This window comes from Pseudomonas sp. AK106 (genome assembly GCF_053903055.1).
Genome location: NZ_CP096426.1, coordinates 5,231,912 through 5,252,306 on the forward strand (window position 1 = coordinate 5,231,912; position 20,395 = coordinate 5,252,306).

Annotated in this window: 16 protein-coding genes; 11 read left to right on the forward strand and 5 right to left on the reverse strand. The window is 62.0% G+C overall.

The features are described from left to right. Nucleotides 1-18 precede the first annotated feature (18 nt). The 9 genes from M1E04_RS22885 to hutG all read left to right on the forward strand — a co-directional run bounded on the left by M1E04_RS22885 (nucleotide 19) and on the right by hutG (nucleotide 11,497). Nucleotides 19-1,488 (forward strand): purine-cytosine permease family protein, encoded by a 1,470-nt coding sequence (locus tag M1E04_RS22885; RefSeq protein ID WP_456292092.1) that lies wholly within the window; start codon nucleotides 19-21, stop codon nucleotides 1,486-1,488. A 139-nt stretch (nucleotides 1,489-1,627) separates the two neighbouring features. Continuing rightward, nucleotides 1,628-2,593, forward strand: coding sequence for an ABC transporter substrate-binding protein (locus tag M1E04_RS22890; RefSeq protein WP_369318314.1), 966 nt, complete (start codon nucleotides 1,628-1,630; stop codon nucleotides 2,591-2,593). Nucleotides 2,594-2,779: 186 nt separating this feature from the next. Then, nucleotides 2,780-3,631 carry an ABC transporter permease gene (locus M1E04_RS22895; protein WP_192130864.1) on the forward strand — a complete coding sequence of 284 codons (852 nt, stop codon included), beginning with the start codon at nucleotides 2,780-2,782 and terminating at the stop codon, nucleotides 3,629-3,631. Beyond that, nucleotides 3,628-4,512 carry a quaternary amine ABC transporter ATP-binding protein gene (locus M1E04_RS22900; RefSeq protein ID WP_244656901.1) on the forward strand — a complete coding sequence of 295 codons (885 nt, stop codon included), beginning with the start codon at nucleotides 3,628-3,630 and terminating at the stop codon, nucleotides 4,510-4,512. Before M1E04_RS22895 ends, M1E04_RS22900 begins: the two co-directional genes overlap by 4 nt. A gap of 13 nt (nucleotides 4,513-4,525) precedes the next feature. Further along, a complete protein-coding gene (gene hutH, locus M1E04_RS22905; protein ID WP_456292093.1) occupies nucleotides 4,526-6,175 on the forward strand; it encodes a histidine ammonia-lyase in 1,650 nt (549 codons plus the stop codon). Next, entirely contained in the window at nucleotides 6,172-7,722 is a 1,551-nt protein-coding gene (hutH, locus tag M1E04_RS22910; protein WP_446731116.1) for a histidine ammonia-lyase, read from the forward strand. The genes hutH (M1E04_RS22905) and hutH (M1E04_RS22910) overlap by 4 nt, the downstream gene beginning before the upstream one ends. A gap of 185 nt (nucleotides 7,723-7,907) precedes the next feature. Beyond that, nucleotides 7,908-9,302 carry an amino acid permease gene (locus M1E04_RS22915; RefSeq protein ID WP_456292094.1) on the forward strand — a complete coding sequence of 465 codons (1,395 nt, stop codon included), beginning with the start codon at nucleotides 7,908-7,910 and terminating at the stop codon, nucleotides 9,300-9,302. Between the two features lie 172 nt (nucleotides 9,303-9,474). Beyond that, the gene (gene hutI, locus M1E04_RS22920) at nucleotides 9,475-10,680 is read left to right on the forward strand and encodes an imidazolonepropionase (RefSeq protein WP_456292095.1); all 1,206 of its coding nucleotides are present in this window, start codon (nucleotides 9,475-9,477) and stop codon (nucleotides 10,678-10,680) included. Nucleotides 10,681-10,693: 13 nt separating this feature from the next. Beyond that, on the forward strand, nucleotides 10,694-11,497 hold the full coding sequence (hutG, locus tag M1E04_RS22925) for an N-formylglutamate deformylase (RefSeq protein ID WP_065986714.1): 804 nt from the start codon (nucleotides 10,694-10,696) through the stop codon (nucleotides 11,495-11,497). 120 nt (nucleotides 11,498-11,617) lie between these two features. On the opposite strand, the gene M1E04_RS22930 is transcribed toward hutG, so the two are convergent. After that, nucleotides 11,618-13,963 carry a heavy metal translocating P-type ATPase gene (locus M1E04_RS22930; RefSeq protein ID WP_456292096.1) on the reverse strand — a complete coding sequence of 782 codons (2,346 nt, stop codon included), beginning with the start codon at nucleotides 13,961-13,963 and terminating at the stop codon, nucleotides 11,618-11,620. Nucleotides 13,964-14,046: 83 nt separating this feature from the next. Here M1E04_RS22930 and cadR point away from each other — a divergent pair, with 83 nt between their 5' ends. After that, entirely contained in the window at nucleotides 14,047-14,505 is a 459-nt protein-coding gene (cadR, locus tag M1E04_RS22935; protein WP_122533975.1) for a Cd(II)/Pb(II)-responsive transcriptional regulator, read from the forward strand. A 178-nt stretch (nucleotides 14,506-14,683) separates the two neighbouring features. Here the strand turns inward: cadR and M1E04_RS22940 are convergent, their stop codons facing one another. After that, a complete protein-coding gene (locus M1E04_RS22940) occupies nucleotides 14,684-15,517 on the reverse strand; it encodes a thymidylate synthase (RefSeq protein WP_065986719.1) in 834 nt (277 codons plus the stop codon). Nucleotides 15,518-15,590: 73 nt separating this feature from the next. Then, nucleotides 15,591-16,397: a prolipoprotein diacylglyceryl transferase gene (gene lgt, locus M1E04_RS22945; protein ID WP_065986720.1), complete on the reverse strand. Its 807-nt coding sequence runs from the start codon at nucleotides 16,395-16,397 to the stop codon at nucleotides 15,591-15,593. Between the two features lie 266 nt (nucleotides 16,398-16,663). Between lgt and M1E04_RS22950 the strand changes: the two genes are divergently transcribed. Continuing rightward, the gene (locus tag M1E04_RS22950) at nucleotides 16,664-17,410 is read left to right on the forward strand and encodes an NRDE family protein (RefSeq protein ID WP_456292097.1); all 747 of its coding nucleotides are present in this window, start codon (nucleotides 16,664-16,666) and stop codon (nucleotides 17,408-17,410) included. A 55-nt stretch (nucleotides 17,411-17,465) separates the two neighbouring features. On the opposite strand, the gene ptsP is transcribed toward M1E04_RS22950, so the two are convergent. Further along, nucleotides 17,466-19,745 (reverse strand): phosphoenolpyruvate--protein phosphotransferase, encoded by a 2,280-nt coding sequence (gene ptsP, locus M1E04_RS22955; RefSeq protein WP_065986723.1) that lies wholly within the window; start codon nucleotides 19,743-19,745, stop codon nucleotides 17,466-17,468. Between the two features lie 21 nt (nucleotides 19,746-19,766). Continuing rightward, nucleotides 19,767-20,246, reverse strand: coding sequence for an RNA pyrophosphohydrolase (locus tag M1E04_RS22960; protein WP_062379340.1), 480 nt, complete (start codon nucleotides 20,244-20,246; stop codon nucleotides 19,767-19,769). Nucleotides 20,247-20,395: the final 149 nt, after the last annotated feature.

Consider the following 20,395-nt stretch of genomic DNA (forward strand, 5'->3'; position numbering starts at 1 on the left):
GTTTCGGGGATGTTTGAGATGGCTGTTCCAGATGATCGTGCTGCACCTGCTTCCGTGATCGAGCGGCGTTCGATCGATTACATCCCTGATGCCGAACGACACGGCCGTCTGTTCAGTCAGTTCACCCTCTGGCTGGGCGCCAACCTGCAAATCACCGCGATTGTCACCGGGGCGCTGGCCGTGGTGCTGGGCGGCGATGTGTTCTGGTCGCTGATCGGGCTGTTCATCGGGCAACTCATCGGCGGTGGCGTGATGGCACTCCATGCAGCACAGGGCCCGAAGCTCGGTCTGCCGCAGATGATTTCCAGCCGGGTACAGTTCGGCGTTTATGGCGCGGTGATTCCGCTGGTGCTGGTGTGCCTGATGTACATCGGTTTTTCCGCCAGCGGCTCGCTGCTCGCGGGCCAGGCGGTGGCACAACTGATCAACGTGCCGGACTGGCAAGGCGTGGTGATATTCGCGGCGGCCATCGTGGTACTGACCATTCTGGGCTACCGGGTCATCCACCTGATCGGCCGGGTCGCCAGCCTCATTGGCGTGATCGCGTTCGTCTACCTGTTCGCCGCACTGCTGGCGGGCAACGACGTCGGCGCGCTGTTGGGCAATAAGCACTTCTCGCTGAGCAGCTTCCTGCTGGCGATTTCCCTGTCGGCGTCCTGGCAGATCGCCTTTGGCCCTTACGTCGCGGACTACTCGCGCTATCTGCCGCGTAGCACCTCAGCCGGCAAAACATTCTGGGCGGTAGGTCTGGGGTCGGTGATCGGCGCGCAGGCGTCGATGGTGTTCGGCGTGTTCGCGGCGGCGCTGGCCGGCAAAAACTTCGCCCATCACGAGGTCTCGTTCATCGTCGGCCTCGGCGGGACCGGCGTGGTCGCAGCAGCGCTGTATTTCAGCATCGCGTTCGGCAAGGTGACCATCACCACGCTCAACGCCTACGGCAGCTTCATGTCCATCGCCACCATCGTCAGCGGCTTCCGTGGCAATCGGCACATCTCCAGCGCGCTGCGGCTGACGTACATCTTCGCCATGGTCGGTATCGCGACGGCCCTGGCGCTGCTGGGCAAGGACTCGTTCCTCAAGGACTTCTCGGCCTTCATCCTGTTTCTGCTGGCGTTCTTCACGCCGTGGAGCGCGATCAATCTGGTGGATTTCTACTGCATCACCAAAGAACGCTACGACATCCCGGCGCTCTCGGACCCGAACGGTCGCTACGGTCGCTGGAACGGGATGGGCATCGGGATTTACGTGCTGGGCGTGCTGATTCAGATGCCGTTCATCTCCACGCATTTCTACACCGGGCCACTGGTGGCGAGCCTCGATGACACCGACATCTCGTGGATCATCGGCCTCATCGTGCCGGCTGTGCTGTACTACGGGGCGGCGAAGAGGTGGCCGGGCAACGTGGCCGATCGCTTGATCCTGCCGACGGATTCGGGGGCACCTCAGGCAAGTCGCGCCGCTGCCCCTGCGCACGTGGCGGTGAACTGACCGTTCGTCCTGCACGTCTGTTGCAGGAGGCATGCTGGAGAGAGAAGCGGGACGAGGCCGCCAAGTGCCTCTCCCCTTGGCTGGAAGCCATCTGTTTTCGTTACTGCCGTCATCCACTACAAGACCGGAGCGTCACTCAATGAACACGAAAAAGGCCCTGCTATCCACGTTGCTCACCGCGGGCGTGCTCGCCAGTGGCGCCAGTCAGGCGGCGGGATGGTGCGAGTCCGGCAAGCCGGTGAAATTCGCCGGCCTGAACTGGGAAAGCGCAATGCTGCTGACCGATGTGCTGCAAGTGGTGCTGAACAAGGGTTATGGATGCGAAGTGGACAGCCTGCCGGGCAACTCCATCACCATGGAAAACGCCCTGAGCACCAACGATATTCAAGTGTTTGCCGAAGAGTGGGTCGGCCGCAGCGAAGTCTGGAACAAGGCTGAAGCCGCCGGCAAAGTGGTCGGCGTCGGTTCGCCGGTCAAGGGTGCGGTGGAAGGCTGGTACGTGCCGCGCTACGTGATCGAAGGCGACGCCAAGCGCAAGCTGGAAGCCAAGGCACCGGACCTCAAGTCCATCGCCGATCTGGGCAAATACGCAGCCCTGTTCAAGGACGCCGAAGAGCCGGAAAAAGGCCGTTTCTATAACTGCCCGGCCGGCTGGACCTGCGAGCTGGAAAACAGCGAAATGCTGAAGAGCTATGGCCTGGAAAGCAAATACACCAACTTCCGCCCAGGCACCGGCCCGGCGCTGGATGCGGCGATTCTGTCCAGCTACAAGCGTGGCGAGCCGATCCTGGCGTACTACTGGTCGCCGACCCCGCTGATGGGCCAGGTGGACATGGTGCGTCTGGACGAGAAAGCCGGCGTGAACAAGACCATCGAGATCAAGGTCGGCCTGTCCAAGGCGTTCCACGAACAGGCGCCTGAACTGGTGTCGGTGATGGAGAAGGTCAACATCCCGATCGACCTGCTCAACCAGAATCTGGCGCGCATGACCAAAGAGCGCATCGAGTCGCCGAAGCTGGCGAAAATCTTCCTCAAGGAGCACCCGGAAGTCTGGCATCAGTGGGTGAGCGAGGATGCGGCGAAGAAGGTGGATGCCTCTCTCTGACAGGCACCGCTGTCTGTAGGAGCGTGGCTTGTCCCGCGAGCGGCCGGGAACCGGTCGTAGATAAGCCGAACGCGGTATGTCAGACACACCGCAGGGTTTGATTTTGCTGCCGCTTCGCGACAGATCGCGGGACAAGCCACGCTCCTACATGAACCAGGCCGCCACTCTAAACATCGAGATAACGATATGTTCCCCGAAAGCTTCACGTTCTCCATCGCCGACTGGGTCAATGACTGGGTCGACAAGCTGGTCACCAACTACGGCGACGTGTTCCGGCACATCTCCGACACGCTGCTGTGGGCCATCGTCAAGCTCGAAGGCCTGCTGCGCGTTGCGCCGTGGTGGCTGCTGCTGGCCATCGTCGGCCTGATCGCCTGGCACGCGACCCGCAAGATCACCACCACGGTGGTCATCGTCGGCCTGCTGTTTCTGGTCGGTGCCGTTGGCCTGTGGGACAAGCTGATGCAGACCCTGGCGCTGATGCTGGTCGCCACGCTGATCTCGGTGATTATCGGCATACCGCTCGGCATTCTGTCGGCGCGCAGCAATCGCCTGCGCTCGATACTGATGCCGCTGCTGGACATCATGCAGACCATGCCCAGCTTCGTGTACCTGATTCCGGTGCTGATGCTGTTCGGTCTGGGCAAGGTCCCGGCGATCTTCGCCACGGTCATCTACGCCGCGCCGCCGCTGATTCGCCTGACCGATCTGGGCATTCGTCAGGTCGATGGCGAGGTCATGGAAGCGATCAACGCCTTCGGCGCCAACCGTTGGCAGCAACTGTTCGGCGTGCAACTGCCGCTGGCCCTGCCAAGCATCATGGCCGGGATCAACCAGACCACGATGATGGCGCTGTCGATGGTGGTGATCGCCTCGATGATCGGTGCTCGCGGGCTGGGCGAAGACGTGCTGGTCGGCATTCAGACCCTCAACGTCGGACGCGGCCTGGAAGCGGGCCTGGCCATCGTCATTCTGGCGGTCGTGATCGACCGTATTACGCAGGCCTACGGCCGTCCACGGCATGAGGCGAACAAATGAGCGTCGAGACTATCAATCCAGCGAGCTCGGGCAATCCAGCGAACACAGGCGTTCCAGAGAACACGGGCGGCAAGATCGTCGTCAAGAACGTCTACAAGATCTTCGGCAACCGCGCCAAGGATGCCCTGGCGATGGTTCAGAACAACCAGAGCAAGGATCAGGTCCTGGCGCAGACAGGCTGTGTGGTCGGCGTGAACGACCTGTCGCTGTCTATCTCCAGCGGCGAGATTTTCGTGATCATGGGCCTGTCGGGCTCCGGCAAATCGACCCTGGTGCGCCACTTCAACCGCCTGATCGACCCCACCAGCGGCGAGATTCTGGTCGATGGCGAAAACATCCTGACCTACGACATGGAAGCGCTGCGCAACTTCCGTCGACACAAGATCAGCATGGTGTTCCAGAGCTTCGGCCTGCTGCCGCACAAGACCGTGATCGACAACGTCGCCTACGGCCTGACCATTCGTGGCGAGAGCAAAACGCAATGCGCCGAACGCGCGCAGCACTGGATCACCACGGTGGGCCTGAAGGGCTACGAGAAAAAGTACCCCCATCAGCTCTCCGGCGGCATGCGTCAGCGTGTCGGCCTGGCACGGGCGCTGGCGGCCGACACCGACATTATCCTGATGGACGAAGCGTTCAGCGCACTCGATCCGCTGATCCGCGCCGAGATGCAGGATCAGTTACTGGAGCTGCAATCGAACCTGAAGAAAACCATCGTTTTCATCACCCACGACCTCGACGAAGCCGTGCGCATCGGCAACCGCATCGCGATTCTCAAGGACGGACAGCTGATCCAGGTCGGGACACCGAAAGAAATCCTCTACTCGCCTGCCGACGATTACGTCGATCGCTTCGTGCAGCGGCGCGTGGCGACTCTCTAAGGACGCTGCGGTCATGTCGCGAGCAGAACAGATCATCATTGGCGAAGGCCCGCTCAGTTGGCGGGACGTGACCGCCGTTGCCCGCCATGGCGCAACGCTGTCGTTGTCCGAAGGCGCGTGGGCGCGGATCGACAATGCCCAGGCGATCGTGCAGCGCATCGTTGCCAGCGGCGAGCGCGCCTATGGCGTGAACACCGGCCTCGGCGCGCTGTGCAATGTGTCGCTGGCGGGAGAGCAACTCGGCCGGCTGTCGCGCAACACGCTGCTCAGCCATGCCTGCGGCGTCGGCCCGGCGTTGCCAGACGAGCAGACCCGCGCGATCACCTGCGCCGCGATCATCAATTACAGCCAGGGCAAGTCCGGGATTCACCGCCAAGTGGTCGAGGCCTTGCTCGCCTTGCTCAATCGACACATCACCCCGCAAGTGCCGTCCCAGGGGTCGGTGGGTTACCTCACTCATATGGCGCACATCGGCGTTGCCCTGCTCGGCGTGGGTCAGGTCAGTTATCGCGGGCAAGTGATGTCGGCGTTGCAGGCGCTCAGCGAAGAAGGCCTGTCGCCGGTGGAACTGGGTGCGAAGGACGGTCTGTGTCTGGTCAACGGCACGCCGTGCATGACCGGCCTCAGTTGCCTGGCGATTGCCGACGTGAATCGCCTGATGCAGTGGGCCGATGTCATCAGCGCCATGACCTTCGAAGGCCTGCGTGGGCAACTCGACGCCTTCGACGAAACCATCATCGCCCTCAAGCCGCACCCCGGCATGCAACAGGTGGGCAAAAACCTGCGCGGTCTGCTCGCCGGCAGCGAAGTGCTTGCCAACAGTCAGGGCATCCGCACCCAGGACGCCTTGAGCATCCGCTCTATCCCCCAGGTCCACGGCGCCACCCGCGACCAGTTGGCCCACGCGACGCGGCAGATCGAGATCGAGCTGAATTCCGCCACCGACAACCCGCTGCTGCTGGGCACACCGGAAGCGTATCGGGTGGTTTCCCAGGCCAACCCCCACGGCCAGTCCGTGGCGATGGCCGCTGATCTGTTGGCGATTGCCATGGCCGAACTGGGCTCGATTGCCGAGCGACGGCTGGACCGGCTGATCAACCCGACAGTCAGCGGGCTTCCGGCGTTTCTGGTCAGCCAGCCGGGGGTCAATTCCGGGATGATGATCACCCAATACGTCGCCGCCTCGCTGTGCGCGGAAAACCGCCAGCTGGCACAACCGGCGGTCATCGATAACTACGTGACGTCCGGCCTGCAGGAGGATCATCTGAGCATGGGCACCAGCGCCGCCTTGAAGCTGCACAAGGTGCTGGAGAACGTGACGCAGATCCTCGCCATCGAGTATTTGCTGGCCGCCCAGGCGTTCGAGTTTTTCAAGGGCCCGCGCTTTGGCGTCGGCACCGAGGCGGCTTGGCGTTTGCTGCGCGAACGCGTGCCGGCCTACGACGAAGACCGCTGGCTGGCCCCGGACATTGCCAGCAGCGTGACGCTGCTGAGGAACGAAGAGTCATTGGAAACCGTATTCCAGCGCTGCCGCGACTACGCGGCAGACGCTAGTCCCGACACCGACAACAACGGTCGCAGCGCAAGCGCCCCCCGCGCGGGACAGGCAGGAGCCGGTTCAGCGCAGACGACCGATACCCATTCAGGAGTAGCAGCATCGTGACCGACACCCAACAGGCGACCCCGCTGAATCTGATCCCTGGCCAGTTGAGCCTCGCCCAGCTGCGCGCGATTTATCAGCGACCCGTCACGCTGACCCTCGACGCCAGCGCCCATCGGCAGATCGAAGACAGCGTGGCCTGCGTCGAGCAGATCCTCGCCGAAAACCGCACCGCCTACGGCATCAACACCGGTTTCGGCCTGCTGGCCTCGACGCGCATCGCCAGCGCCGACCTCGAAAATCTGCAGCGCTCGCTGGTGCTGTCCCACGCCGCCGGCGTTGGCGGGCCGATCAGCGATGAGCTGGTGCGCCTGATCATGGTGCTCAAGGTCAACAGCCTGAGCCGGGGCTTTTCCGGGATTCGCCGTCAGGTCATCGACGCACTGATCGCCCTGATCAACGCCGAGGTTTATCCGCACATCCCGCTCAAGGGTTCGGTGGGCGCGTCCGGCGACCTCGCGCCATTGGCGCACATGTCGCTGGTGCTGCTGGGCGAAGGCAAGGCACGCCACAAGGGCGAATGGCTGAACGCCGTGGAAGCTCTGGCGATTGCCGGGCTCACGCCGCTGACGCTGGCGGCCAAAGAAGGCCTGGCGCTGCTCAACGGCACCCAAGTGTCGACGGCGTACGCGCTGCGCGGCCTGTTCGAAGCCGAAGACCTGTTCGCCGGTGCCCTGAGCTGCGGCGCGCTGACCGTTGAAGCCGTGCTCGGCTCCCGCGCGCCGTTCGATGCACGCATTCATGCGGCTCGCGGTCAGCGCGGCCAGATCGATTCGGCTGCGGCCTATCGCGAGCTGCTCGGCGAAGGCAGTCAGGTCTCCGACTCCCACCGGGACTGCGACAAGGTTCAGGACCCCTACTCCCTGCGCTGCCAGCCCCAAGTCATGGGCGCTTGCCTGACCCAACTGCGTCAGGCCGCCGAAGTGCTGGCGATCGAATCCAACGCAGTGTCGGACAACCCGCTGGTGTTCGCAGCCGAAGGTGAAGTCATTTCCGGCGGTAACTTCCACGCCGAACCGGTTGCCATGGCTGCCGACAACATCGCCCTGGCCATCGCTGAAATCGGCTCACTGAGCGAACGCCGCATCTCGCTGATGATGGACAAGCACATGTCGCAGCTGCCGCCGTTCCTGGTGGCCAACGGCGGCGTGAACTCAGGTTTCATGATTGCCCAGGTCACGGCTGCAGCGCTGGCGAGTGAAAACAAGGCACTGTCCCACCCGCACAGCGTCGACAGCCTGCCCACGTCTGCCAACCAGGAAGACCACGTGTCGATGGCGCCTGCCGCCGGCAAGCGGTTATGGGAAATGGCGGAGAACACTCGCGGCGTGCTGGCTGTAGAATGGCTGGCTGCGTGTCAGGGTCTGGACTTGCGCAACGGTCTGAAGACCTCTGAAAAACTGGAAATCGCCCGCACCACGCTGCGCGGCAAAGTCCCGTTCTACGAGAAAGACCGCTTCTTCGCCCCTGATATCGAGGCCGCCATCGAGCTGCTGGCTTCCAACTGCCTGAGCGACCTGGTTTCTGCTGACCTGCTGCCGAGTTTTTGATCGGGACAGGCCAGGATGGCCTGTCGTTGAAATGAGTGGGGGGATTACCCCTGTAGGAATGAGCTTGCTCGCGATGCAATAAGTCAGAAACGCATTTGCCGTCTGACACACCGCAATCGCGAGCAAGCTCACTCCCACAAGAGCCGCTCATTTCGCAGCAAAAAGTAAGACTAGGAACGTGTGAAATGACATCGCAAAACGCTACAGATCTTAAACGCGGGCTCAGCGCGCGTCACATACGCTTCATGGCGCTGGGCTCGGCCATTGGCACCGGGTTGTTCTACGGTTCCGCGTCGGCGATCAAGCTGGCTGGCCCCGCCGTGCTGCTGGTGTACATCATCGCCGGCGCTGCCGTTTACATGGTCATGCGCGCCCTCGGCGAGATGGCCGTGCGCAACCCGGTGTCCGGCTCGTTCGGCGAGTACGCCACCACGTACCTGGGCCCACTCGCCGGGTTTGTCCTTGGCTGGACCTACGCGTTCGAGATGGTCATCGTCTGTCTGGCCGATGTCACTGCGTTCGGCATCTACATGGGCTTCTGGTTTCCCGAGGTGCCCCGCTGGATCTGGGTGCTCGGCATTGTGTTTCTGATCGGCGCGCTGAACCTGTGCAGCGTCAAGGTGTTCGGTGAAACGGAGTTCTGGCTGTCGCTGCTCAAGGTCGGCGCGATCATCGCGATGATCCTCGCGGGCTTCGGCATCATGCTGTTCGGCATCGGTTCGGTGTCGGGCGGCGGCGTCAGCAGCGTGAGCAATCTGTGGGCCTACGGCGGCTTCATGCCCAACGGCATCAGCGGCCTCGTGGCCTCGCTGGCAGTGGTGATGTTCGCTTTCGGCGGCATCGAAATCATCGGCATCACTGCCGGTGAAGCACGTAATCCGGAGCGCGTGATTCCCCGCGCGATCAACGCGGTGCCGCTGCGGATTCTGTTGTTTTACGTGCTCACGCTGTTCGTCCTGATGTCGTTGTACCCGTGGCAGCAGATCGGCAGCCAGGGCAGCCCGTTCGTCCAGATCTTCGATCACCTGGGGATTTCATCCGCGGCCACCGTCCTCAACATCGTGGTGATCACCGCAGCCGTTTCGGCGATCAACAGCGACATTTTCGGTGCCGGACGCATGATGTACGGCCTGGCGATACAAGGTCAGGCGCCAAAGGGTTTTGCTCAGTTGTCCGCCCAAGGCGTGCCGTGGATGACCGTGCTGGTGATGGGCATCGCGCTGCTCTGCGGCGTTGTGCTGAATTACCTGATTCCGGAAAACGTGTTCCTGCTGATCGCCTCGATTGCGACCTTCGCGACGGTCTGGGTGTGGCTGATGATTCTGGTCACGCAGATCGCCATGCGCCGCTCCATGAGCGCAGAAGAAGTCGCCCAGCTGAAATTCCCGGTGCCGTTCTGGCCCGTCGCGCCGATTGTTGCCACCTTGTTCATGGTGTTTGTGTTTGGCGTGCTGGGTTATTTCCCGGACAGCCAGGCCGCGCTGGCGGTGGGGGCGGTGTGGATCGGGTTGCTGGTGGTTGCGTACTGGGTATGGGTCAAGCCGAAGCAGGACCTGATAAAGGCCACATCAAACAGCTGATAAATGGACTGTCATGAACGGTCCGTGTGGGGGCGAGCTTGCTCGCGAAGACTGAAGTTCAGGCGCCGGAGATTCGGCGGACTCACTTGCCTCTTCGCGAGCAAGCTCACTCCCACACTTAGCACTTGCAATATCCGAAACAGGTTGTGAAACCGGACCCTTGGAGGCATCGATGAAAACGCTCTGGCACCACTGTCACGCAGCAACCATGGCGAACGGCACGTACTCGATCATCGAGGACGCCGCCATCGTGACCGATGCAGCGCAGATCGTCTGGATCGGTCCTCTCCGAGACCTGCCGGACCCGGGCGACGTCAAGCGCATCGACCTGAACGGCGCATGGGTGACGCCCGGCCTGATCGATTGCCATACCCACACGGTGTTCGGCGGTAACCGCAGCGGTGAATTCGAGCAGCGTTTGCAGGGCGTGAGCTACGCCGAGATCGCCGCAGCGGGTGGCGGCATCGCCAGCACCGTGCGCGCTACCCGGGCCGCCAGTGAAGAAGAACTCTACGCCAGCGCCGAACGTCGTCTGCTTCATCTGCTCAGGGATGGAGTGACCACGATCGAGATGAAATCCGGCTACGGCCTGGACCTCGCCAGCGAACGCAAAATCCTGCGGGTGATTCGTCAACTGGGCGCAAACCTGCCGGTCACCGTGCGCAGCACCTGCCTCGCCGCCCACGCTTTGCCCCCGGAATACAAAGACCGCGCCGATGACTACATCGCCCATATCTGCAGCGAAATGTTGCCCGCGCTGGCGGCGGAGAATCTGGTGGATGCGGTCGATGCGTTCTGCGAATACCTAGCCTTCTCGCCGGCACAGGTCGAACAGGTGTTCATCACCGCCTGCCAGTTGGGGCTGCCAGTCAAGCTGCACGCCGAGCAGTTGTCCTCGCTGCATGGCTCGAGTCTGGCGGCGCGTTATCAGGCGCTGTCGGCTGACCATCTGGAGTTCATGACCGAAGAAGACGCCATCGCGATGGCGGCCTCAGGCACGGTCGCCGTCTTGCTGCCGGGTGCGTTCTACTTCTTGCGCGAAACTCAGTTGCCGCCAATGGATGCCCTGCGCAAACACGGGGTGAAGATCGCCATTTCCACCGACCTCAACCCGGGCACGTCGCCGGGCCTGTCGCTGCGGCTGATGCTGAACATGGCCTGCACGCTGTTCCGTATGACGCCGGAAGAAGCCCTGGCCGGCGCAACCATCCACGCCGCTCAAGCGCTGGGCATGGCGGGGACCCATGGTTCGCTGGAGGTGGGCAAGACGGCGGATTTCGTCGCCTGGCACATCGAACGGCCTGCCGACCTCGCCTACTGGCTGGGCGGCGATCTGGACAAACGCGTCGTGCGTCATGGCGTGGAACGCACTCTCTAATCAGGGGAATACTGTGGACAAGGTTCTGAGTTTCACTCGCGGTCGCGTACCGCTGCTGATCAGCATGCCGCACCCGGGGCTGCACCTGACGCCCGTTGTGCGTGACGGTCTGGTGGATGAGGCCGTGAGCCTGCCGGACACCGACTGGCATATTCCGCGCCTGTACGACTTTGCGTCTGATCTGGGGGCCAGCGTGCTGTCGGCGGAATATTCGCGCTTCGTCATCGACCTCAATCGCCCGTCCGACGATACGCCGCTGTACGCCGGCGCGACCACCGGGTTGTTCCCCTCGACGCTGTTCGAGGGGGATCCGCTGTTCAGGGAGGGTTTGGCGCCGAGCAAGGAGGAACGCGCGAGCTATCTGGAGAAGATCTGGACGCCGTATCACGACACGCTGCGCAGCGAGCTCGAACGCCTGCGCGCCGAGTTCGGCTACGCACTGCTGTTCGATGCGCATTCCATTCGTGGGCACATCCCGCACTTGTTCGATGGTCGACTGCCCGACTTCAACCTGGGCACGTTCAACGGCGCGAGCTGTGATGAAGCGCTGGCCCAGCGTCTGGACACCGCATGCGCTGCCGCGAAGCTTTACAGCCATGTGCTGAATGGGCGCTTCAAGGGCGGCCATATCACCCGCCACTACGGCGATCCGGCCAACCATATCCACGCGGTGCAACTGGAACTGGCGCAGAGCACCTACATGGACGAGTTCGTGCCCTTCCACTACCGCCCGGATCTGGCCGAGCCAACGCAGGCGGTGTTGAAAGGCTTGCTGGAAGAAATGATCGCCTGGGGGCGGGAGAAGTACGGGAAGTAACCGGATGATGGTGCCCACGCAGAGCATGGGCACCATCATCAATGTACGCGTGGCGTTAGTAGGACCGGCTTCAGCCGGGAAGAGGCAAGTCTGAGCGCCATCAATTCCTGGTCATCAGCGTTACTTCTTCAACAACCGCAACCCGTTGGCCACCACCAACAGACTCACGCCCATGTCGGCGAACACCGCCATCCACATGGTCGCCATGCCGGCGAAGGTCACCGCCAGAAAGATCAGCTTGATCACCAACGCCAGCGCGATGTTCTGCTTGAGCACCGCCGCCGTGTCCCGCGACAGGCGAATGAAGGTCGGGATCTTGCGCAGATCATCATCCATCAGCGCCACGTCGGCGGTTTCGATGGCGGTGTCCGTGCCAGCCGCCGCCATGGCGAAACCGATCTCCGCCCGGGCCAGCGCCGGCGCATCGTTGATGCCGTCGCCGACCATGCCCACGCGATGGTTCTGCGCATACAGGGCTTCGATGGCTTGCAGCTTGTCGGTCGGCATCAGATTGCCCTGGGCCTGATCGATGCCCACCTGAGCGGCGATGGCCTTGGCCGTGTGCGGGTTGTCACCCGTCAGCATCATCGTCTTCACGCCCAGCGCATGCAGCTGCTCAATGGCCTCGCGGCTGCTGTCCTTGACCGTGTCGGCCACCGCAAACAACGCCAACGGGCCGGAGGCATCGAACAGCAGCACCACGGTTTTTCCCTGGCTTTCCAGCGCTTCAAGTTGCGCTTCCAGCTCCGGCGAGCAATACCCGGCTTCATGCACCAGACGGTGGTTGCCCAAATGGTACAAACGCCCTTGCACTTCGCCCTTCACGCCAAGCCCTGCGAGCGCCTCGAACGCTTCAACCGGCAACCGAGCGCCTTCCTGCGTCGCCTTGGCAATGGCTTGAGAAACGGGGTGATCCGAGCGGCCCGCCAGACTCGCCGAGATCGCCAGCGCCTGTTCGCCCAATGACGCATCGAGCAACACGTAATCGGTCTGCACCGGCTTGCCGTGGGTGATGGTGCCGGTCTTGTCGAGGGCCAGATAATCGAGCTTGTGCCCCATCTCCAGGTACACGCCGCCCTTGATCAGAATGCCTTTGCGCGCCGCTGCCGCCAGACCACTGACGATCGTCACTGGCGTGGAAATCACCAGCGCACACGGGCACGCGACCACCAGCAACACGAGCGCGCGGTAGATCCAGTCAAACCACACCGCCCCCATGAACAGCGGCGGGATGATCGCAATCGCCAGCGCCAGCGCGAACACGGCGGGCGTGTAGATTTTGGAAAAGCTGTCAACGAAACGCTGAGTCGGCGCACGCGCACCCTGGGCCGCCTCGACGGCGTGGATGATCCGCGCCAGCGTCGAGTTGTTGGCGGCGGCGGTCACTTTGTATTCCAGCGAACCGGCCTGATTGATCGTGCCGGCAAAGACCTTGTCGCCCACGGTTTTCTCGACCGGCAGGCTTTCACCGGTGATCGGCGCCTGATCGATACTCGACTGGCCGGCAACCACTTCACCGTCCAGCCCGATGCGCTCGCCCGGTTTGACCCGGACGACGCTGCCCAACGCAATATCCTTGACCTCAAGCTCAAGCCACTCGCCGTTCTGCTGCACGGTGGCGGTTTCCGGCGCCAGCTGCATCAGGCCGCCGATTGCGTTGCGGGCACGGTCCAGCGACTTGGCTTCAATCAGCTCGGCGACGGTGAACAGAAACATCACCATCGCCGCTTCCGGCCATTGCCCGATCAGCACTGCACCGGTAACGGCAATGCTCATCAGCGCGTTTATATTCAGATTGAAGTTTTTCAGGGCGATCCAGCCCTTTTTGTAGGTGGTCAGGCCGCCGCTGAAAATGGCGATCAGCGCGACGATGGCGACCACCCAGGTGGGTGCGGCGTTGGTGAAATGGATGACTTCCGCAGTCAACGCAGCGACACCCGACAACGCCAGCGGCCACCACGGTTTGTTGGCGGGCGGCAGCGACGCGGCTTCCTTGTCGGCGCCCTCCTCGATCAAGTCCGCCTGCATGCCCAGCGCGCCAATGGCTTCGCGGATGGGGTCGGTGGACGGCAGCTCATGCCACACGCCCAGCACCCGGTTGATCAAATTGAATTCAAGCTTCTGAATACCCTTCATCTTGCCGAGCTTGTTCTGGATCAGCGTCTGCTCGGTGGGGCAGTCCATGGCTTCGATGCGGAAGCTGCTGAGCTGACCTTCAGCGTCTGATGCGCCATCGATGGTCACGACGGACGGTGCGCTGTCGTGGGAGCAGCACGCGTGGGCAGCGTGGTCGTGTTTGTGCACGGGCGTGAGTTTGGCTTCCCCGTGGTCATGACCGGCGTGATCGTGATCGGCGTGGTCATGGCCGGAATGATCATGGGCAGCGTGCTCGTGCTCGTGCTCGGTATGTTCGGGCGCGTCGTGAGCGGGTTTGTGCGAGGAAGATTTGTGTACAGAGTCACTCATGGATTGAGTCTCTAAATGTGCGTGTTGCCAAGTGAACACCCTGTAGCCACTATAGGGTCAAGCGTCCTATTGAGGTCTTGCGCATGAATCCTTCATTTAAAATCGGCGAACTGGCGAAACTGACGGACTGCCCGGTGGAAACCATCCGCTATTACGAGCGCGAAGGACTGCTCAGTGAGCCTGCACGCAGCGACGGCAACTATCGGCTGTACACCCAGGAGCACGTCGAGCGCCTGACCTTCATCCGCAACTGCCGCAGCCTGGACATGACGCTCGACGAGATCCGCAGCCTGCTGGCGTTGCGCGACAGTCCGCGAGACCAGTGCGAGAACGTCAACGCGCTGATCGACGAACACATCCAGCACGTGAACGCCCGCGTCGCGAGCCTGCAAGCGTTGCAGGAGCAACTGGTCGACCTGCGCCAACGCTGCAGCGAAGGCGCGCCGGATCACTGCGGGATTCTGGATCGACTGGAAATCAGCGGGAGTGTCGTGGCTGCCGATGTCGAACACTCTCACGTAGGGCGCAGCCACGGGCATTGAACGGCTTGTGGTATGGCATACGACGCCTTCCCGGCTAAAGCCGGTCCCACTGTCAGGATGGGCGTAGGAGCGCGCTTGCCCGCGAACGCAGTGTGTCAGGCAATGTCGAGGCGCAGGCAAATCGCAATCGCGGGCAAGCGCGCTCCTGCAGGTCTAGCGAATGGCTTCGGATCAGCGCTTAAACAGCCACTGGCGCCTTGATGCTCGGATCCGCGTTATAACCCACGATCTCGAAATCTTCGAATCGATAGTCATAGATGCTTTCAGGGCGACGCTTGATGCTCAGCTGCGGCAGCTGTCGCGGGGTGCGGGTGAGCTGCGTCGCGATCTGCTCCTCGTGGTTGGAGTAAGCGTGAGTGTCGCCCAGGCTGACGATGATCTCGTGGGGGATCAGGTCGCATTGCTGAGCCAGCATATGGGTCAGCAGCGCCAGCGCGGCGATGTTGTACGGCAGGCCGAGGAAGACGTCGGAACTGCGGATGTACAACTGCATCGACAGCTTGCCGTCGGCCACGAAGGCCTGGTACAGCAAATGGCACACCGCAAGCGCTTGGCGCCCGGCCTTGACGTTCTCCTGCGGCGACAGCTTCTCGTCTGGCAGGTATTCGGTATTCCAGCCGTGGAACAGGATGCGGCGGCTGTTTGGGTTGTTCTTCAGGCAGTCGACCATGTAGTCGATCTGGTTGATCTTGCCGCCATCCTTGGTTGGCCAGCCGGTCCACTGCGCGCCGTACACCGGGCCCAGATCGCCGTCTTCAGTGGCCCACTCGTCCCAGATGGTCACGCCGTTTTCGTTGAGCCATTTGGTGTTGGTGTTGCCGCTGAGCATCCAGATCAGCTCGTTGGCGATGCTTTTGAAGTGCAGCTTTTTGGTGGTCAGCAGCGGGAAGCCATCGGCCAGGTTGTGGCGAATCTGCCGACCGAACACGGCCGTGGTGCCGGTCCCGGTGCGGTCGCCCTTGCGGGTGCCGTTGTTGATGACGTCCTGCAGCAGTTCAAGGTATTGCTTCATGACCAGAGGCCCTCTGTTTCGGTGAATCCGCCGAACCCATAAGGTCCGGCGTTCAGCAGATGTACCCGGCGCGTCACACCGCAGCGTTGTTGGCAGCGGGCGCGCGGTGGTAAGCCAGCCAGATCAGCACCAGGCCGCCGATGATCATCGGCAGACTGAGGATCTGCCCCATGGTGACCCAGCCCCAGGCCAGATAACCGAGCTGGGCATCCGGCACGCGGACGAACTCCACCACGAAGCGGAAGATGCCGTAGAACAACGCGAACATGCCGGAAACGGCCATGGTCGGACGCGGCTTGCGGGAGAAAAAGTAGAGAATGACGAACAAGGCCACGCCTTCCAGCGCGAACTGGTAGAGCTGTGACGGGTGGCGCGGCAGCTGCGCAGGGTCGGTGGGGAACACCATGGCCCAGGGCAGATCAGTCGGCTTGCCCCACAGTTCGGCGTTGATGAAGTTGCCGATGCGCCCGGCACCCAGACCGATCGGCACCATGGGCGCGATGAAGTCCATGAGCTGGAAGAACGACTTGCCGTTGCGCTTGCCGAACCAGTACGTCGCGATCATCACGCCGATGAAGCCGCCGTGGAACGCCATGCCGCCCTTCCACACTTCAAAGATCAGCAGCGGGTTGGCGATGTAGTTGGGCAGATCGTAGAACAGCACGTAGCCCAGCCGTCCACCAACGATGACGCCCATGGCGACCCAGAAAATCATGTCCGAGAGCTTTTCTTTGGTCCACGTCGGGTCAAAGCGATTCAAGCGACGGGATGCCAGGTACCAGGCACTGCCGATACCGACCAGATACATCAGGCCGTACCAATGGATTTGCAGCGGACCGATGGCCACGGCTACCGGGTCAATCTGCGGGTAAGGCAGCATTGCGACTCCTTGAAATAGAAGCGCTCATTGAGCGACGAAGCAGAACTATGCGGCGGCGGCAGCAGGTCGTGCCACCCAATAATGATGAAATCTGGTGTAAGAGCGACCGCGATGAAAGCCTCGCACGCCGACGATGCCGCTCTCACTAGCGCAGACATCTCTCAAAAACAGTGCGGCATGTTACCGGACCGCGCCGATCCGCTCTAGCAGCGTGCGATGGATGTCGGCGTGCGGGGTGGGTAAAGTGGCGCAAAAAGGAGTCATCCATGTGCCTTATCGTCTTCGCCTGGCGGCCGACGCACGCTCAGCCGCTGATTCTGGCGGCCAATCGTGACGAGTTCTACGCCCGTCCTACTCTGCCGCTGGCCCAGTGGGAAGAGGCGCCGCAGGTGTATGCCGGGCGCGATCTAGAAGCGGGTGGGACGTGGCTGGGTATCAACGCTGGCGGACGATTCGCAGCGCTTACCAACATCCGCGAGCCGGGCAAGCCGCCTGGCCGTCGTTCGCGGGGTGAATTGGTTGCTCGTTTTTTGACCAGCGATGTGTCCGTAGATGAGTACCTGAGTGAGATCGCAGCGAGATCAACGGAATACGGCGGGTTCAATCTGCTGGTGGGTGATCGTCAGCAGTTGCACTTCCTCAACGGCAACGATTCGACACCCCGCTGCTTGGAAGCAGGCGTTTACGGTGTGTCCAACGCCGGGCTCGACACGCCGTGGCCTAAGCTGGTGAAAGCCAAAGCCGCCCTGTTCGAACAGCTGAACAATCCTGATCCCGACGCGTTATTTGGCTTTCTCAGCGATCACGCGCCTGCGCCGGACGCTGAACTGCCAAGCACCGGCGTTGGGCTTGCGACGGAGAAATTGCTGTCGAGCGTGTTCATCGCCAGCCCCAATTACGGCACGCGGGCGAGCACGGTGTTGCGGGTGAATGCGGATGGCAGCCGGCGGCTGATCGAGCGTAGCTTTGGGCCGTATGGCGGGAGATTGGGTAAGGTGGACCTGCAGATTTGACTCCACCTCTTCCCGGCTGAAGCCGGTCCCACTAAGAGCAGCGCAGCGCCAGCCCTTAGTGCCCCTTCACAGACCCCGGATTGATCATCCGCGACAGGCCCAGATTCCTCAGCGCCAGCTGCAGCGAGCTGCTGATGACTTGCGGGTTATCGTTCTTCATCAGTTGGGCCAACAGGTCCTTGGCCATGCTCAGGTTGATCTGACGCAGCATCCACTTCACTTTCGGCAAGTTGGTGGCGTTCATCGACAGGCTGTCGAAGCCCATCGCCATCAGCAGCACCGCCGCCGCAGGATCACCGGCCATTTCGCCGCAGATGCTCACCGGCTTGCCTTCGGCGTGGGCATCGCGCACCACGCTCTGCAGGGCCTGGAGCACCGCCGGGTGCAGGTAGTCGTACAAATCCGCCACCCGCGGGTTGTTGCGGTCGACCGCCAGCAAATACTGGGTCAGGTCGTTGGAGCCGACAGACAGGAAATCCACCTGACGCGCCAGCTCACGGGTCTGATAGACCGCTGCCGGCACTTCAATCATCACGCCCACTGGCGGCATCGGCACGTCGGTGCCTTCATCGCGCACTTCGCCCCATGCCCGGTGGATCAGGTGCAGCGCTTCTTCGGTCTCGTGGGTGCCGGAGATCATCGGCAGCAGAATCCGCAGGTTGTTCAGACCTTCGCTCGCTTTGAGCATGGCGCGGGTCTGCACCAGGAAGATTTCCGGGTGGTCCAGCGTGACGCGAATGCCGCGCCAGCCGAGGAACGGGTTGTCTTCCTTGATCGGGAAGTACGACAGCGACTTGTCGCCGCCGATGTCCAGCGTTCGCATCGTCACCGGTAACGGGTGAAACGCCGCCAATTGCTCACGGTAGATGGCGAGCTGTTCCTTTTCGCTCGGGAACCGCTGCTGAATCATGAACGGGACTTCGGTGCGGTACAGGCCGACGCCTTCCGCGCCTCGCTGTTGCGCGCGAGCAACGTCTGCCAGCAGACCGGTGTTGACCCACAGCGGCATGCGATGGCCGTCGAGGGTTACGCAGGGCAATTCACGCAGCGCGTCGAGGCCTTGGGAGAGCTGGCGCTCCTCTTCGACGACGACGGAATACTGTTTGATCAGGATCTCGGACGGGTTGGTGAAGACTTCGCCGTGGTAGCCGTCGACGATCAACTGGATGCCGTCGACTTTCGAGTACGGCAGGTCCACCACCCCCATGACCGTGGGAATGCCCATGGCCCGGGCCAGAATAGCGACGTGGGAGTTACCCGAGCCGAGTACCGAAATCAGGCCTACCAACTTGCCTTCCGGCACCTCGCCGAGCATGGCGGGCGACAGCTCTTCGCTGACCAGGATGGTGTTGTCGGGGTAGACCAGTGTTTGCTGGCGCGCTTCCTGAAGGTAGGCGAGCAGGCGGCGACCGAGGTCTTTGACGTCCGATGCACGCTCACGCAGGTAGGCGTCGTCCATCAGCTCGAAGCGTTTGACGTGCTCGTTGACCACCGAACGCAACGCGCCCTGGGCCCACTGGCCGGTCTTGATGACGTTGGTGACTTCGCTGCCCAGCGACGCATCGTCGAGCATCATCAGGTACACATCGAACAACGCGCGCTCTTCTGGGCGCAATTGTGTGGCCAACTTCGCCGAAAGGGTGCGCATGTCATTGCGCACGCCTTCAAGGGCGGTCTGGAACAGTTTGAGTTCGGCGGTGATGTCAGTGACGGTTTTGTCCGGCACGACTTCAAGGTCGGCCGGCGGCAGCATGACAAGCGCGGTACCGACGGCGGCTCCCGGCGAACCTGGCACGCCGACGAATCGGGCTTCCTGAATGCCCTTGCCCTGCCGACCGAGCCCGCGAATGGAGCCGGTGGCTTCTGCGTGGGCGATAACGCCTGCGAGCTGCGCGCTCATCGTCACAAGGAAGGCTTCTTCGCCCTCGTCGAACTGACGTCGCTCCTTTTGCTGGATGACCAGGACGCCCACTACCCTGCGGTGGTGGATGATCGGCGCACCGAGAAACGAGGCGTAGCGTTCTTCGCCGGTTTCGGCGAAGTAGCGATAACGAGGGTGATCGGCGGCGTTTTCGAGGTTGAGCGGTTCTTCACGCGTACCCACCAGACCCACGAGGCCCTCGTTCGGGGCCATGCTCACCTTGCCGATCGAGCGCTTGTTCAGGCCTTCGGTGGCCATCAGCACGAAGCGGTTCGCTTCAGGATCGAGCAGATAGACCGAGCAGACCTGGCTGCTCATGGCCTCTTTTACGCGCAATACAATAATGCCCAACGCCGCCTTGAGATCCTTGGCGGAGTTAACTTCCTGGACGATCTTGCGCAGCGTATTGAGCATGGCTCGGGGTCGAACTCCGTGTCAGTCGCGCGCCAACAGGCGCGGGGCAAGCTCTTTGAGTGCGCGGCGATATACCTCGCGCTTGAATGTCACCACCTGGCCCAGCGGGTACCAATAACTGACCCAACGCCAGCCATCGAACTCCGGTTTGCCGGTCAAATCCATCCGCACCCGCTGCTCGTTGGAGATCAGGCGCAGGAGAAACCATTTTTGCTTCTGGCCGATGCACAGCGGCTGGCTGTGGGTACGGACCAATCGTTGCGGCAGACGATAGCGCAACCAACCCCGGGTGCAGGCAAGAATTTCAACATCATGCCGTTCCAGCCCGACTTCTTCATTCAATTCACGGTAAAGCGCGTCTTCCGGGGTCTCCTGAGGGTTGATACCCCCCTGCGGAAACTGCCAGGCGTCTTGATTGATGCGCCGAGCCCATAAGACCTGGCCAGCATCATTTGTCAGAATTATCCCGACATTAGGGCGAAAACCATCGGGGTCGATCACGGCCACAACCTCGCAAACGCATGTCGCCGCATTGTTCCACAAAGATCGTGAAGGCAGCAACGAGGCTGCGACAGCTTATCGTGACAACTGCATTAATAGATGCGATCTCTCGGGCAAACCTCGTATTCTTGTGCTCTTTTTTCTGATAT